Source organism: Aerococcus sp. HMSC10H05 (genome assembly GCF_001806975.1).
Classification (GTDB): Bacteria; Bacillota; Bacilli; order Lactobacillales; family Aerococcaceae; genus Aerococcus; species Aerococcus viridans_B.
Map to the genome: position 1 here is coordinate 13,577 of NZ_KV786949.1, position 14,859 is coordinate 28,435.

The 14,859-nt window shown below is 38.3% G+C and carries 14 protein-coding genes; 5 read left to right on the forward strand and 9 right to left on the reverse strand.

Features of this window, described 5'->3' with window-relative positions; translation table 11 throughout:
- Positions 1–53: 53 nt before the first annotated feature.
- From proS to HMPREF3116_RS01155, 8 genes are all read right to left on the reverse strand, one after another.
- Complete coding sequence (gene proS, locus HMPREF3116_RS01120) at positions 54–1,514, reverse strand: proline--tRNA ligase (RefSeq protein ID WP_070467055.1); 1,461 nt, start codon at positions 1,512–1,514, stop codon at positions 54–56.
- Between the two features lie 337 nt (positions 1,515–1,851).
- Positions 1,852–2,361 carry an acyl-CoA thioesterase gene (locus tag HMPREF3116_RS01125; protein WP_070467057.1) on the reverse strand — a complete coding sequence of 170 codons (510 nt, stop codon included), beginning with the start codon at positions 2,359–2,361 and terminating at the stop codon, positions 1,852–1,854.
- A 15-nt stretch (positions 2,362–2,376) separates the two neighbouring features.
- Positions 2,377–2,973, reverse strand: coding sequence for an ECF transporter S component (locus HMPREF3116_RS01130; RefSeq protein WP_070467058.1), 597 nt, complete (start codon positions 2,971–2,973; stop codon positions 2,377–2,379).
- Between the two features lie 83 nt (positions 2,974–3,056).
- Positions 3,057–3,698: an NUDIX hydrolase gene (locus HMPREF3116_RS01135; RefSeq protein ID WP_070467060.1), complete on the reverse strand. Its 642-nt coding sequence runs from the start codon at positions 3,696–3,698 to the stop codon at positions 3,057–3,059.
- Between the two features lie 27 nt (positions 3,699–3,725).
- Positions 3,726–4,379: a fructose-6-phosphate aldolase gene (fsa, locus tag HMPREF3116_RS01140; RefSeq protein ID WP_070467061.1), complete on the reverse strand. Its 654-nt coding sequence runs from the start codon at positions 4,377–4,379 to the stop codon at positions 3,726–3,728.
- A gap of 64 nt (positions 4,380–4,443) precedes the next feature.
- Positions 4,444–6,441: a transketolase gene (tkt, locus tag HMPREF3116_RS01145; protein WP_070467063.1), complete on the reverse strand. Its 1,998-nt coding sequence runs from the start codon at positions 6,439–6,441 to the stop codon at positions 4,444–4,446.
- Positions 6,442–6,567: 126 nt separating this feature from the next.
- The gene (locus HMPREF3116_RS01150; protein WP_070467064.1) at positions 6,568–7,374 is read right to left on the reverse strand and encodes a Cof-type HAD-IIB family hydrolase; all 807 of its coding nucleotides are present in this window, start codon (positions 7,372–7,374) and stop codon (positions 6,568–6,570) included.
- A complete protein-coding gene (locus HMPREF3116_RS01155) occupies positions 7,375–8,715 on the reverse strand; it encodes an alpha-amylase family glycosyl hydrolase (protein WP_070467066.1) in 1,341 nt (446 codons plus the stop codon).
- Between the two features lie 269 nt (positions 8,716–8,984).
- Between HMPREF3116_RS01155 and HMPREF3116_RS01160 the strand changes: the two genes are divergently transcribed.
- From HMPREF3116_RS01160 to HMPREF3116_RS01170, 4 genes are all read left to right on the forward strand, one after another.
- Positions 8,985–10,448: an NCS2 family permease gene (locus HMPREF3116_RS01160; protein WP_070467128.1), complete on the forward strand. Its 1,464-nt coding sequence runs from the start codon at positions 8,985–8,987 to the stop codon at positions 10,446–10,448.
- A 285-nt stretch (positions 10,449–10,733) separates the two neighbouring features.
- Positions 10,734–11,858 carry an L-lactate oxidase gene (lctO, locus tag HMPREF3116_RS01165; protein WP_070467068.1) on the forward strand — a complete coding sequence of 375 codons (1,125 nt, stop codon included), beginning with the start codon at positions 10,734–10,736 and terminating at the stop codon, positions 11,856–11,858.
- Between the two features lie 203 nt (positions 11,859–12,061).
- Complete coding sequence (locus HMPREF3116_RS08950) at positions 12,062–12,208, forward strand: hypothetical protein (protein ID WP_168125754.1); 147 nt, start codon at positions 12,062–12,064, stop codon at positions 12,206–12,208.
- A gap of 26 nt (positions 12,209–12,234) precedes the next feature.
- Entirely contained in the window at positions 12,235–12,882 is a 648-nt protein-coding gene (locus HMPREF3116_RS01170; RefSeq protein ID WP_070467070.1) for a DsbA family oxidoreductase, read from the forward strand.
- An 83-nt stretch (positions 12,883–12,965) separates the two neighbouring features.
- Here HMPREF3116_RS01170 and HMPREF3116_RS01175 read toward each other — a convergent pair whose 3' ends face one another.
- The gene (locus tag HMPREF3116_RS01175; protein ID WP_246819008.1) at positions 12,966–13,808 is read right to left on the reverse strand and encodes a hypothetical protein; all 843 of its coding nucleotides are present in this window, start codon (positions 13,806–13,808) and stop codon (positions 12,966–12,968) included.
- Between the two features lie 143 nt (positions 13,809–13,951).
- Between HMPREF3116_RS01175 and HMPREF3116_RS01180 the strand changes: the two genes are divergently transcribed.
- Positions 13,952–14,839 (forward strand): putative RNA methyltransferase, encoded by an 888-nt coding sequence (locus HMPREF3116_RS01180; protein ID WP_070467071.1) that lies wholly within the window; start codon positions 13,952–13,954, stop codon positions 14,837–14,839.
- The last annotated feature ends 20 nt before the right edge of the window (positions 14,840–14,859 follow it).

Genomic DNA, 14,859 nt, shown 5'->3' on the forward strand with positions numbered 1-14,859 from the left:
TGGTCCAGTACGTCAATTCTAAAGGCCTTTTGTCTCACCTGCTTTCATATCTATTAATAAGCGCGTGCATACCACACAGTGTATTTAGCAGGTTTACCAGAATATAGGTCAACTGTTTTTTCTACTGGTGGGTTGAATGGGATATTACGTGAAGTAAATCCTGTGGCTTCTTTGATGGCTGCTTCTGACTCATCAGTACCATCCCAACCAGCTAAAATCCAACCTGGTCGTTCGCCATTTTCTTCACATGCTGCTAAGTGAGCAGTCAATTGGTCCATTGTGTCAATATCAAAATGCTCATTTTCAGCACGGAAGGCTACTGCTTTATCGTATAGACGTTGGTGCATTTCATCAAAACGGTTATGAATTTCAGTTACTAGGTCTTGATCTAGTGAAAATGCCTCTTTACCATCAACATCACGCATTTTTATCATAACTTGGTTCTTTTCCATATCACGCGGACCAAATTCAATGCGCAATGGTACACCATGTACTTCAGATTCGTTGTATTTATAACCTGGTGAGTTATTTGAGTCATCAAGATTTACCCGTAATCCAGCATCTAATAATGTTGCTTTGATTTCTTGTAATTTCTCAAGTACTTGTGGATTTTTCTTGATATTACCAACAGGGATTAGTGATACTTGTGTACCAGCAACACGAGGAGGTAAAACTAAACCTTTTTCATCACCGTGAATCATAATCATTGCACCCACCAAACGAGTGGATGAACCCCAAGACGTTGTATGCACATAGGTATGTTGGTTTTCTTCATTCAAGAATTTAATATCAAAGGCTTCTGCAAAGTTTTGGCCTAGATAGTGAGAAGTCCCTGCTTGAATGGCTTTAGTATCTTTTGTCATCGCTTCAATCGAGAAGGTATCTACCGCACCAGCGAAGCGTTCTGATGGTGTTTTTTGTCCTTCGTAAACTGGCATTGCAAATACTTCTTTTACTAAGTCAGTGTAGTAGTGCAACATTTTCATCGTACGTTCGCGTGCTTCTTCTTCAGTTGCGTGTGCTGTATGCCCTTCTTGCCATAAGAATTCTGATGTACGGATAAACGGTAATGTACGTTTTTCCCAACGGAAGACGTTAGCCCATTGGTTTAACTCCATTGGTAAATCACGGTATGAGTTAATCCAATCTGACATCGCATTACCAAATAAGGTTTCAGAAGTTGGACGTAATGCCAATGGCTCTTCTAATTTCTCCTCACCTGCTTCAGTTACCCATGGCAATTCAGGTGCGAAACCTTCTACGTGATCAGCCTCTTTTTCGAAGAAATGTTTGGGAATTAACATTGGGAAGTAAGCGTTACGAATACCTTCCTTCTTCAACATTTCATTGAAGGCCTCTTTATACGATTCCCACAATAAAAAGCCATCTGGTTTAAATATCATTGTTCCACGGGCAGGACCATAATCCATCAAATCGCCCTGTTGAATCGCTTGTAAATACCATTTTGAAAAATCTGTTTGTTGTAAATTTTCTGCTGCCTCTTGCTTTACCATTTTTATACTCCTTTAAATATATTTCTGTAACCAAAAAGAGCACCTCATCCATAAAGGACGAAATGCTCGCGGTGCCACCTTTTTTAATTGAAGATACAATAGCTCTCCAACTCTCTCAAAGACGATAACGGCGCCACCGTACCTTTTTCAAGGTGATTTTTACATGTAGTAGGTTCATATTGTTAGTGGGGATATGCTTACACCTGATCACATCTCGCTTAATCCTTAACAATATTACTAGTCTACAAATCGTTTATTTATTCTTATAGCTTATATTTTGCTTGATTAACCCATAAAAGTCAATATCTCAAGTCTTTTTCCTGTAAAAATAGTTTTGTTAATCGAGCAAGTCAACTGTCAAATGACTAACCAATGCTTTCATTGAACTTCGCTTATCAGCATGACCAGCTTTGCGGGCCTCATAACCATTACATAAGTAAACTTCTTCATCCGTATGTGCAACAACTTCTGGTAAATGATAGTCAGGGTCAACATAGTCTTTCAGGACTACATAGGTTAGAAAGGCCGTTGCAGCTAAATAACGCTCACCATTATGTTTTTCACCAATAACTTTGGCAAAAATCTCCATCGAACGTTTACCTGCCCCCGTTACATAGGTTTCAACATGGGCAATATCACCTTCTGGCAAAGGCGCCACAAAATGAATATCATCCATGTTAGCTGTCATTGTGCCATAAGGCGTCAAACGTCCTGCAGATACAGAAGCCACATTATCCATGATATATAATATTTGACCACCATATAAATTCTTATAAAAATTGGTTTGGTTAGGCATAATTCGATGTGATTGTACTGCCTTTGTTCGTTTACAAGTTACTTGTGTCATCAATCTGACCTCCAATTAAGTATTTATTCCGGATCTTTTAAGTGATTTACTTAAAGGTAAGGATAAAATAGGTGTCAAAATCCCTGAAGTGACAGCTTCTAATAATCCATTACCACCAATAGTAACTAAGAATGTACCAATTAAAGCAGACGTTGGAATATTGAGTGCATTCGCATAAGATTCTGCTGAAAATAGGTAAATCGCACCCAAAACAGTAACGGTATTCACTATAGAGCCGGTAACACCCGTAATGATGAATTTTGTTCTATCTTTTACCCTACCATCAAGATATACAGCAATCCATCCTGAAATAAAACCAACTAGCATCCGCGGAATAACAGATACTAACGGATTTAAGAAAACGACTGACATGATATCGGGCACAATCGCTGCCTTGATCATCCGTAAAATTCCCCAAGCAGCACCGAGGATAAGTCCTGTTTGTGGGCCAAATAAACTAGCACCAATAATCACTGTTAAATGAATAATTGTTGCCTGGACTGGTCCAATCGGTATATAGCCGATGCCAGGAACAAAAGTTTGAATAATTAAAATCGCCAACATCAAACTAATGACAGTTAATCTGGCGGTCCGTTCTTTTTGATGATCCATAATAAACCTCGATATCTAAATTTGTAGTATATGTGGCGTTATCATACCATGAATTCACGCTACAATAAAAGGCTAACATTATGCTAGCCTTCCTTGTCATCTTGGTTAAATGCAAGATGTTTACCCTTCAGTATATCCACAAAACGAGCAGTTAATTTAGCAGTCATTCCCCATAAATGTTCCCCTTTAATATTGTAAAAATAAACGCCTCGTCGTTCAGATCGGCCAAAATCATATTGTTTCCCACCTGGAATTAGGTCAAAAGGAAAATCATCAGACACTTCTTGATGGTGGGCTACATAATGTACGTCAGGTTCCATGGCTTTCAATTTACGCAATGGTACTGTGAAGATATGGTCTACTTCATTTTTGTTTAGGGTTAACTGCGTTAAACTATCAATCACTAATTCACCAACATAGCAACCAATCATTCGTTTACCCATCACAATATAATCCATTTCACCAACAACTGCAATTTTGTCAGGACTGATACCCAACTCTTCTGCCGTTTCACGGATAGCAGCTTGTTCAAAACTTTCACCAGCCTCTACCCGACCACCAGGAAAAGCGGCATCCCCTGCTTGGGAAATGCCGATTGCCCTGTGTTCAAATAAAATATGCCATTCACCTTCGAGTTTCACTAAGGGAATCAAGACAGCATAGGCTTTTTCAACATCTAGAGGACGTGGTTCGTAGGTTTGAAAAATACGTCTAACCTCATCCATTACGATCGCCCTACTTTCAATCTAAGTTTATTTGTGACGATTTTGATAAGCTTCCCAGTCTGCTGTAAAGCCTTCAATGCCTTTGTCAGTCAGCACATGTCCCCATAATTTAGGGAATAGGCTACCTGGAATCGTACCAATATGTGCACCTGCTAACGCAGAACCTTCAAAGTGCGCTATGTGACGGATAGATGCTGCAATGATTTCAGATTCATAACCGTAGATATCTAATACTTCACGTAATTCTGCAATTAATTTCAATCCATCTTGACCGATGTCATCGATACGGCCAATAAATGGTGAAATATAAGTTGCACCCGCTTTTGCTGCCATTAATCCCTGCGAAACAGAGAAGATTAAAGTCACATTTGTTTTAATACCTTCTTTAGACAGTGTATTTACAGCTTTCAAACCAGCTTCAGTCATAGGGATCTTAACCACAACATTGTCTGCCCATTTAGCAATCTCATGTGCTTCTTCAATCATTTCTTCATAAGTTAACCCTGTAACTTCAGCAGAAACTGGGCCATCGATTGTGCTAGCGATATCTTTGATGACTTCTTCGAAATCGCGTCCTTCTTTAGCCACTAGAGATGGATTAGTTGTGACACCGTCAACTAGTCCTAAGTCATTAATACGTTTGATTTCATCGATATTTGCTGTATCTAAGAAAAATTTCATTTTGTTACGGCCTCCTGTTAGCGAATTCTTGAGTGATGTTTGGACAAAGGACCTGACTGACAAATTAGTCAGCTAAACGTTTAAATGTATTAGCAACATTTTCAGCTGTAAAGCCATATGCTTCTTGGATTAAGTCACCTTTACCTGAAGCACCAAAGCGGTCAATACCAACAATAGCACCATCTAAGCCAGTGTATTTCGTCCAACCGAATGAAGCACCCATTTCAACAGCCACACGTTTAGTGATGGCTTTTGGTAATACAGTCTCTTTATATGCTTCATCTTGTGCATCAAAAATTTCTTGTGATGGCATAGATACGACAGATACGTGGATACCTTCTTCAGCTAATTTCGCTTGAGCCGAAATCGCTAGGCTTACTTCCGAACCGGTCGCAATTAAGATACCTGTTTGCTCACCTGCTGCTGGAGAAATAACGTATGCACCTTTACGGACACCTTCTTCAGCCTTTTCTTTAGTCCCTTCTAAGACCGGTAAGTCTTGACGTGTTAAGACTAGCATCGTTGGTGTTTCTTCTGATTCAAGGGCTAATTTCCAAGCTACGCCTACTTCATTACCATCAGCAGGACGCAATACGTTTACGTTATGCATTGCACGGAAGGAAGCCAATTGTTCAATTGGTTCATGTGTTGGACCATCTTCTCCAACACCAATTGAGTCATGGGTAAAGACATAAGTTACTGGTAATTTTGAAATCGCAGCTAAACGAACCGCTGGACGTAGATAGTCAGAGAAGACGAAGAATGTACCAGCATAAGTTTTAGAACCACCATGTAAAGCAATACCATTCATCGCTGCAGCCATCGCAAACTCACGCACACCATACCAAATATTACGTCCTTGATAAGAGCCAGCTTGGAATTCTTCATCTGCATCATTCATCGTATTGTTAGAAGAAGATAAGTCCGCTGATCCACCCCAGAATTCTGGTAATGCTTTACCAATTTCTTGAATAGCTGCTTGAGAAGTTTTACGACTTGCTGCTGCTTTATCGCCTACTTCATAAACAGGGATGTTAGCTCCCCAACCTTCAGGTAATTTACCTGCATAAGCACGTTCATATTGCGCCGCTAAGTCTGGGTAAGCTGCTTTATAGTCAGTAAATAGCTTGTTCCAAGCTTCTTCTTCAGATTGACCACGAGCGCCTACAACTTCATTGAAACGGTCATAAACTTCTTGTGGAATATCAAATGCATCATAGGTCCAACCAAAGTTTTGTTTAGCAAAAGTGGACCCTTCTAAACCTAATGGTGCTCCGTGAACACCAGATGTCCCTTGTTTTTCAGCACCGAAACCAATGATTGTCTTAATTTCAATTAATGTAGGTTGATCAGTGTTCGCTTTTGCTTGCTCGATAGCAGTATTAATTGCTTCTAAATCGTTACCATCCTTTACTAGGATATGTTCCCAGCCGTAAGCTTTGAAACGATCTCCAACATTTTCAGTAAAGGCTTTGGAAGTAGGTCCGTCTAATGAAATGTCATTTGAATCGTATAAAGCGATTAATTTGTTCAGTTTTAAATGACCAGCTAAAGATGCTGCTTCTTGCGTTACACCTTCCATCAAGTCACCGTCACCAACTAGGGTGTAAGTAAAATGATCCACAACGTTAAAACCGTCTTTATTATAAACAGCAGCGTCATGTGCTTCAGCCATTGCCATACCTACTGCATTAGCAAATCCTTGACCTAATGGACCTGTTGTCGCTTCTACACCATCTGTTTCGTGAACCTCTGGGTGACCAGGGGTTTTTGAACCAAACTGACGGAAGTTTTTTGTATCTTCTAAAGATACATCGAATCCTGATAAATGCAGTAAGCTATAAAGCATTGCAGAACCATGTCCAGCAGACAATACAAAACGGTCACGGTTAGTCCATTTGCTATGTTGTGGGTTTTGACGAATGTGTTTAGACCAAAGAGCATAAGCCATTGGTGCGGCACCTAGAGGTAAACCTGGGTGACCAGAATTTGCTTTATCCACCATATCTGTGCTTAAAGCACGAATAGCGTTTGTTGCTAAAATATCCGTGTTGTCAAACATTCATTTCACTCCTTAAAATCTGTTCAATTTCTCATTTACAGCTGACAGCTTGTCATACTAATAGTATAACAAAGTTTATAATAAATCACTATTCATAGGGATGGGAACTTATTATTCACCCAAATTTTATTGAGCAGCAAAAACTAATTTTTCTAATGCTTTTGCAATCCCTTCATCATCATTGGATGCTGTCACATATTGGGCATTGTCTTTTAATTCGTCAATTGCGTTACCCATAGCAACCCCACAACCAGCCCATTTAATCATCGATAAATCATTCGCTTGGTCACCAAAAGCCATTGTTTCACTTTGATCAATACCTAAGCTTTCTGCTAATTTAGCTAAAGCTTCTCCTTTATCCACGCCTTTTGGCATAATTTCTAAGAAGAATGGCTCAGATTTCATAATCGAGTATTTTTCAAATAGACTAGTATCTAAAGTTGTGATAAAAGCATCTAATTTTTCTGGTTCAGCAGTAATCATCACTTTGGGCGCCATAACTTCTCCATCAAAGAAATCAACTGTTCTGATTGGCATCTCATTTAATTTAGACTCAATATCTACATATTGATCTTTAGGTGCATCTTGCACAATCACATATTGATCATCATGGGCATGCACATCCAAATCATGTGCCTTAGCTAATTCAACCCAACTTTGTAATTCATCGTTGGTTAAGGCATGTGAAAAGACGGTATTATCAGTTGCTACTTCTTTTACTAAACCACCATTAAAACAAGAAACAAATGGTACGATCTCACGACCAACTAAATCTGCATTTAGTAGTACACCTTTATAAGGTCTACCTGATGAGATCACCACATGGATACCTGCATCATGCAGTTTATGAAGCGCTTCTTTAGTCGCTTGAGACACCTCTTTTTTTGAATTTACTAAAGTTCCATCAATATCAAATGCGATTAATTTATACATCTATCCATTTCCTCCATCTTTTTTAAAATATTCTGGTAGTTTCATATCACCTTCATATGAAATAACAACTGGCTTATCTCCAAATGTTACACGACCATTCACAACCTGATAATTGGCTTTAGATATTTCATCTCTATATTCTCCATCAGGTATATTCAATTCAATTTCACTAGGTTGTCCTTCTTCTTTCAATTTGAAAATGCCAAACAAATGCTGCGTATAATAATGATAAGAAAGTATTACTGTTGAATCTCCAGCAGGCATAATCGTATAGTAGCCACTCTTACATACTTCTCGTTTCTTAATTTGTGACATACGATTGATTAATGGCGTTAAATCTTGTTGAATAGCCCAGTTAATCGTTTCACCACTTCGGAAGTTAAAATGTTCCTTTAATCCATATTCCTGTCCCATAAATATGCTTGCTATCCCTTTTTGGAAGAAGGCAAAAGCTGTCCAGTTTTCTAGTTCACTACCTGGTTTAACACTTTCTGCAAAACGTGGAAATTCCTCAAACTCTAAAGAACGCATACTTACGTATGTGTTTGGCATCATCAATTCTTGGAGATTTAAAGTACCCACAAAGTTTTCTAAAGACATATCTCCGTGATAAAAACGGTCCGTATAAAAGGATCCTGGAATTTGATCAACCACGTCAAAATTAGGATACAATTCCCCTTCTGTCCAATACAACATATTCATTTGTTGTAACTTCGTTAGGATTGATAAAGGCATGGACGCAGCCACCCAATAGAAATATGGATGCACATCTTCCACTTCAGCTCGTGCTGATGCCCAAAATTCAGGACGAATCAGTTGGGCATGGTTTGCTGCAAACCCATCCACAAATTTAGCCCAATATTTTAGATTTTCAATGATGTAATCCCATAATTTAGGATTAGTATAGTCTAAGTCATATGAGCTATCGTAGATATCCAATCGAGAAATCATTTCACCCTGTTCATTATGTAAGAAGTATTCAGGATGTTCTTTAACTAATTCCGAATCCTTTGCTAAATGAAATAATTGCAAGTTTAACATCACCTGCATACCCATTTCATGAATAGTATCCACTAATTCACGAAAATCGTCTAAGCTACCATACTCTGGTGATACCTCAGAGATATTTTTCACAATCATCGGATTACCTTCCAGATTATCAGCAACCCTCAAGTCAGTAGTTGGAAAGATAGACTGCAGTAAAATAATATCTACGCCCAAATCTTTTAATCGTTGAAGCTCCGGAATAATCGATTTGAATGTCCCTTCCTCTGTAAAATTACGAACAAATAACTTATACAGTGTTTTGTGCCGTAACGTTAAATTCGTTACTTTAGCCATAGCTGACCTCCTATTTAAAATGTGGCTCATTTTGTTATCTTCATTCTAGCATACGTGTATCAAATTGCTCACCATAACTATTCTTATTATTAGTAAATAAACTTTTTACCAACAAATTAGTAAATCTTACTTAAATAAAATGATTTTGCGAACAATTGAAAAATAAACTAAATAAACATTCGTGTTTGCTATTGATTTTTCCGCTTGGGTCTTTATAATGGTAGAAGTAGTTAATTAAATTCATAAAAGGAGCAAGAAAAGTGAAAAAAATAGAGGAATTTTTCCAATTGAAGGAAAATGGGTCAAACTTTTCAACTGAATTGATTGCCGGTTTATCAACCTTCTTTGCAATGAGTTACATCATTTTTGTAAACCCAGCAATTTTATCTCAAACAGGTATGCCTTACCAAGGTGTGTTCTTAGCAACCATCATTTCATCAGCTTTAGCGACATTATTTATCGGATTATTTGCTAACGTACCTTATGCATTGGCACCAGGTATGGGATTAAATGCTTTCTTTACTTATACAGTTGTTTTCTCACTGGGCTTTACTTGGCAAGAAGCATTGGCGATGGTATTTATCTGTGGTTTATTCAATATCTTCATCACAGTAACTAAATTCCGTCAATTAATTATTAAAGCAATTCCAGATTCATTACAACATGCAATTGGTGCAGGTGTTGGTCTATTCGTTGCTTATATTGGTATTAAAAATGCCGGTTTCATCAATTTTACAACTGAAGCAGCAAATATCACTGCTGTTAACGGTCAACCATTTGATGCCACACAATCTGTTTTCGAAGGCGGTCTAGCAACAATCAACTCTACTGGGGCAACACTCCCAGAAATTTCTACTTTTACAGACCAAACTTCACTATTAGCCTTATTTGGCCTAATCCTAACAATCTTTTTATTATTAAAAAATGTAAAAGGTGCGATCTTAATTGGTATCGTCGCAGTTTCAGCTATTTACGTTATTTTAAACCCAGCTGCTTTAGCCACTGTGAACTTGGACCAGTCTGGTTTAGGCGCTGCCTTCCAAGACTTGGGTGTAACTTTCGGAGCAGCCTTTGGCAAAGAAGGTTTGCTGTCCCTTTTCGCAGATCCATCTCGTTATCCATTAGTTATCATGACAATCTTTGCTTTCTCTCTATCTGATGTATTCGATACAATTGGTACATTCATTGGAACAGGGCGCGCTTCAGGTATCTTTACCAAAGAAGATATTGATAATATGGATCAATCAAGCGTCATGAATACCAAATTAGATAAAGCCCTTTTTGGTGATGTGGTTGGTACTTCACTAGGTGCGATTTTTGGTACTTCAAACACAACTGTCTATGCTGAATCTACTGTAGGTATCTCATTAGGTGGCCGTACTGGTTTAACGTCTGTATTTGTTGCCATTGCTTTCTTCCTATGTGCTTTCATCTCACCTTTCGTTGGCTTAGTACCAAGCGCTGCTACTGCACCAGCCTTAATCATCGTTGGTATTATGATGATGTCAGCTATTCGTGAGATTGATTGGTCTAGCTTAGAAGTTGCAATTCCTGCTTTCTTTGCTTCTGTATTTATGGCATATGCTTACTCAATTTCATACGGAATTGCAGCAGGTTTCATCACTTACTGCATCGTGAAAGTATCACTTGGCAAAACAAAAGAAATTCATCCAATCTTATGGGCTGCATCATTCTTATTCTTAGCTAATTTTATTATCTTAGCCATGATCTAAATCATTAGATTAATAAGAATAGCTGTTCTTTATGACCAGGTTCTCCTGGTCTTTTTTTACTATTTTAGAAACATTTTTGTATTCTTATTTATGAAATTTTAGGTAAAAATACTTTGAATACTTATCAAAAGGCACTATTTAAGCGCTTTAATTTGATTTTTGCTAAAATTGTTTTGAAAACGATTTCTAAAACCTTTCCTTTTGACATCACAAACGCTAAAATAGGAACGTTGATAGATTTGTCTTGCCATATTTATTTTTTTACATTTAGAAGGAGCGAATATAATGGATAACAATAACATTGAGTATAATGCACCTAGTGAGATTAAATACATTGATGTTGTCAATACTTACGACTTAGAAGAAGAAGCAAGTAAAGTGGTACCACATGGTGGTTTTAACTACATTGCCGGTGCTTCTGGGGATGAGTGGACTAAACGTGCTAATGACCGCGCTTGGAAGCATAAATTACTTTACCCGCGTCTAGCACAAGATGTTGAAGCGCCTGATACAAGTACTGAAATTTTAGGTCATAAAATTAAAGCACCATTCATCATGGCACCAATTGCTGCACATGGTTTAGCACATGCTACTAAAGAAGCAGGTACTGCACGTGCAGTTTCAGAATTTGGTACAATCATGTCGATCTCAGCTTATTCTGGTGCAACATTTGAAGAGATTTCTGAAGGGTTAAACGGCGGACCTCGTTGGTTCCAAATTTACATGGCTAAAGATGACCAACAAAACCGTGATATCTTAGACGAAGCAAAAGCTGATGGCGCAACTGCTATCATCCTTACAGCTGACTCAACTGTTTCTGGTAACCGTGACCGTGATGTGAAGAATAAATTCGTTTACCCATTCGGTATGCCAATTGTTCAACGCTATTTACGTGGTTCAGCAGAAGGTATGTCATTAAACAATATCTATGGCGCTTCAAAACAAAAGATTTCGCCAAGAGATATTGAAGAAATCGCTGCTTACTCTGGATTACCAGTATTTGTTAAAGGTATTCAACACCCTGAAGATGCTGATATGGCAATTAAAGCTGGTGCATCAGGTATCTGGGTATCTAACCATGGTGCTCGTCAATTATATGAAGCGCCAGGTTCATTTGATACGCTGCCAGCTATTGCAGAACGTGTAAACAAACGTGTACCAATCGTCTTTGATTCAGGTGTACGTCGTGGTGAACACGTTGCTAAAGCTTTAGCTTCCGGTGCAGACGTTGTTGCTTTAGGTCGTCCAGTATTATTTGGTTTAGCTTTAGGTGGATGGCAAGGTGCTTATTCAGTACTTGACTACTTCCAAAAAGACTTAGAACGTGTAATGCAATTAACAGGTTCACAAAATGTGGACGATTTGAAAGGTCTAGATTTATTTGATAACCCATATGGTTATGACTACTAGATTTTTGTTGTAATTTATAGATAATTAGGTCAAAGAAAATGTAAATATTTTCTTTGGCCTTTTTTATTTCCCCAGTAAAGACGAACATTTAGCGCCTATCCCACTATTAGCAATTCCCCTCACCTTAGTACCTAGTCTTTGCATTCCTTAATAGACGTCCTTATAATATTTCCTAGAAGTAAATTGCAGAGAGGAGCGTTACCATGGGTATCGAAAGCCGTAAATCTACTGAGTTAGAAGACTTGTTTGCCTCTATCGTTAATATTGACGGTGATGGAGATGGCGATAAGGAGAAAGATGATCAAGAACAAGAAGCTAAAAATAATCAAACAAGTAAAGATCACAAATAAAAAATGATAAGGAGTGATTTACTTTCATGGAAATTACAATTTGGGCTGATTTCGTATGTCCGTTCTGTTATATTGGACAAACGCACTTGGAACGCGCAATGGCTAACTTTGCCCACGCAGATGAAATTACGATTGAGCACAAATCATTCGAATTAATGCCTGGTGCAAAATATGATCCAAGCAAAAACTTCTATGAAGCTTTTGCAGATTTAAAAGGGACTACTGTTGAACAGGCAGTGCAAATGAACGAACAAGTCATACAAATGGCTACTGCTACTGGCTTAAACTTCAACTTTTCTGATATGAAGATGGCCGACACCATGCCTGCACATCGTGTATTCCAATATGCGAAAACACAAGGTAGAGACGGCGAATATTTTAAAGCATTCTATACAGCTTACTTCGAAGATGGTGCATTAATTAGCGACGAAGATACAATCATTTCGCTGTCTAAATTAGTCGGTTTAGATGGAGACAAAGTCCGTGAAATTTTAGCTAGTGAAGATCAATTCCAAGCTGAAGCCACTGCTGATATCTTCCGCGCAGGTGAAGTTGGCGTTCAAGGTGTCCCTTTCTTTGTATTTAATAATAAATACGCAGTGCAAGGTGCCCAACCTGTTGAAGTATTCCAACAAGTGTTAGACCGAGTATATGCAGAAGAACAAGAAACATAATACGATCTTATTGCTCGCTAGCTGATTAGCGGGCATTTTTTTGTAAAAAAAGCTAGGACAGCAGGGTCCTAGCCAACAACTACTTATATTTGTGAATTTGTGTCTAATGGATATACAGGTGTGCGCTCATTGATTTGCCAATGGAGCACGATAAAGGTCGCAATCCAAACAGCTGCAATATCCAATCCTAGACGAGCTAGTAAATCAAAAATGCCGACATCATAACGTAGATACATCATGGCATAATTGGCGATTGCAAGCCAAGCAAAAAATTGTAGGGCAAACTGGTTAGTCTTTCCAATTTGATTTTGACGGATAATAAACCGCTGTATTGCACCAAAAGATAAGCCAATCGCAAGCCCCATAATACCAGCCCAAAGAACAGCCATTGGTAACTGCCCATCATCTACTCCATAAATACCTAGGCCTAGATAAGCCACTAGCCGCATGATCGCAAAAACGAGTATGTAGACATGTAAACCTCTCGTATAGAAAAAGGGTTTTGGCTTATACATCAACCGTTGGCGAGCCATTAACCAGTAAATCAACTGACCTTGTATGATAAAAATCAACATTATTTTAATCGGATTGATCACCCAGTCTATATCCACTAAGTGTGGCAAGGGTTCAGCCCGGTAAACTAACAGAATTAACAATTCGGAGATGACATAAAGCATTACTTTCGTCCCTTTCGTTCCTGGCAAACGAAAGTCAATTAGATAGTAAGCATACGTCATGAATGTATATATTAGCAAATAAACTATAAATAAAGCTGGATAATAGAACCCCTGTTGCACCGCCAAACCATCCCCGAGGATTGCTTGGAAACTAGGATTTGGAAACCATAGCTCCAACATCACATGCAATAGGCTCATCACACTAGCTATGAATCCGCTATATAGCCATCTTTTATCTCTATTTCGCATATTCCCTCACTTCTCAAATCATTATGATTAACTAGCATGCAAACAAAAATAGCCAGCACCCAACTCATGAATCATCATTAATAAGTCTATTCTAACATGCTATAATAAAAGTGAGAACTATGACAAATTCAAAAAGGTGAACTATGGAATCAAAACGTACACAAGCAATTCAAAAATTTAATTACTGGGCATCGCGCATGATCTGCCCTATCTGCAAAAGCAATCTTTCTTTTAGCCATAATCAAGTCCGTTGCGATCACAATCACAGCTTTGACATTGCTAAACAAGGTTACATTAACCTTGCACCCAACCACCAAGAAGCACACTACAACAGCAACCTCTTCACTGCTCGCCAACGAATCATGCAAGATGCAAGTCTATACGCCGGTATTTACCCACAAATCATAGACCTATTAATTGAAAAAGAGGTAGACTTAACACAAGTTAAAAACCTAATTGACTTAGGCACTGGAGAAGGTAGTCACCTTCACCAACTAGCACAAACTTGGCAGGTACATGTGGCTAACAATCAAGAGCAAATGCCACAATTTCTAGGCTTAGACTTAGCTAAAGATGGCATCCTTTCTGCTGCCAAACACTATACCAACGCCCTTTGGATAGTCGCTGATTTAAGTAAATTACCCTTTAAAGATGGTCAAGTAGAAGGTACGCTTACTATCCTTTCACCTTCTAACTACGCTGAATTAAACCGAGCACTTTCAGACCAAGGTTGGGCGCTAAAAATCGTACCCGGCCCTAACTATTTAAAAGAACTACGGGAAATTATGCTACCAGTGGATGAACAAAAACAAAACACTTCTGCATCCATCGCTAAATTTAAAGCGACCTTCAACGACTTTGGTCAAAGTCATTATCAACAATATCGACCATTAAACAAAGAGCAGTTACGTGATTTAATTCAAATGACGCCATTAATGTGGCATGCAAATGAACATCAAATTACAGAAGCAATGGCATTAGCTGGTATTACTCTTGACTTACAAATTCTATTTGGACGCAAAAGAAGGTGAGACAAAAGTCGTTTAGAATT

Coding starts and splice junctions, on each gene's coding strand:
- proS (WP_070467055.1), bottom strand. CDS start 1,514: ATGGTAAAGCAAGAGGCAGCAGAAAATTTACAACAAACAGATTTTTCA.
- HMPREF3116_RS01125 (WP_070467057.1), bottom strand. CDS start 2,361: ATGACACAAGTAACTTGTAAACGAACAAAGGCAGTACAATCACATCGA.
- HMPREF3116_RS01130 (WP_070467058.1), bottom strand. CDS start 2,973: ATGGATCATCAAAAAGAACGGACCGCCAGATTAACTGTCATTAGTTTG.
- HMPREF3116_RS01135 (WP_070467060.1), bottom strand. CDS start 3,698: ATGGATGAGGTTAGACGTATTTTTCAAACCTACGAACCACGTCCTCTA.
- fsa (WP_070467061.1), bottom strand. CDS start 4,379: ATGAAATTTTTCTTAGATACAGCAAATATCGATGAAATCAAACGTATT.
- tkt (WP_070467063.1), bottom strand. CDS start 6,441: ATGTTTGACAACACGGATATTTTAGCAACAAACGCTATTCGTGCTTTA.
- HMPREF3116_RS01150 (WP_070467064.1), bottom strand. CDS start 7,374: ATGTATAAATTAATCGCATTTGATATTGATGGAACTTTAGTAAATTCA.
- HMPREF3116_RS01155 (WP_070467066.1), bottom strand. CDS start 8,715: ATGGCTAAAGTAACGAATTTAACGTTACGGCACAAAACACTGTATAAG.
- lctO (WP_070467068.1), top strand. CDS start 10,734: ATGGATAACAATAACATTGAGTATAATGCACCTAGTGAGATTAAATAC.
- HMPREF3116_RS08950 (WP_168125754.1), top strand. CDS start 12,062: ATGGGTATCGAAAGCCGTAAATCTACTGAGTTAGAAGACTTGTTTGCC.
- HMPREF3116_RS01170 (WP_070467070.1), top strand. CDS start 12,235: ATGGAAATTACAATTTGGGCTGATTTCGTATGTCCGTTCTGTTATATT.
- HMPREF3116_RS01175 (WP_246819008.1), bottom strand. CDS start 13,808: ATGCGAAATAGAGATAAAAGATGGCTATATAGCGGATTCATAGCTAGT.
- HMPREF3116_RS01180 (WP_070467071.1), top strand. CDS start 13,952: ATGGAATCAAAACGTACACAAGCAATTCAAAAATTTAATTACTGGGCA.